At 46.9% G+C, this 254-nt stretch carries 1 protein-coding gene; it reads left to right on the top strand.

Annotated features, from left to right (window positions below):
* Window positions 1-254, top strand: a 254-nt coding sequence (locus FVA95_RS32445) for a hypothetical protein (protein WP_205016093.1), incomplete at both ends; no start/stop codon positions are given.

The raw sequence follows: 254 nt of genomic DNA, 5'->3' as shown, positions 1-254 counted from the left end.
GATGAGGCACAGATTATTGGTGTGGTCGAAACTCTAATTACACCTTCAGCAGAAAATGCAGCGGAATCCAATTATACGGTTATCTCACCCGTCAGAAACTTGAATCGTTCTTCCAATTTTGTGATTCGTACCGAGGCAGGTCAGCGTGACCGGGTAATGCTGGCCGCGCAAGAGGTGTTGAAAAAGTCTGCTAGTAATCCAGCCACAATAGAAGCGGATGCTTTGGAAAGTGATCGAGAGCGACGTTATCATGC

Origin of the sequence: Pseudonocardia sp. EV170527-09 (genome assembly GCF_008369905.1) — a bacterium.
GTDB lineage: Bacteria > Actinomycetota > Actinomycetes > Mycobacteriales > Pseudonocardiaceae > Pseudonocardia.
Note: the sequence above shows the minus strand (reverse complement) of the source record. Positions and strands in the feature narration are given on the sequence as shown.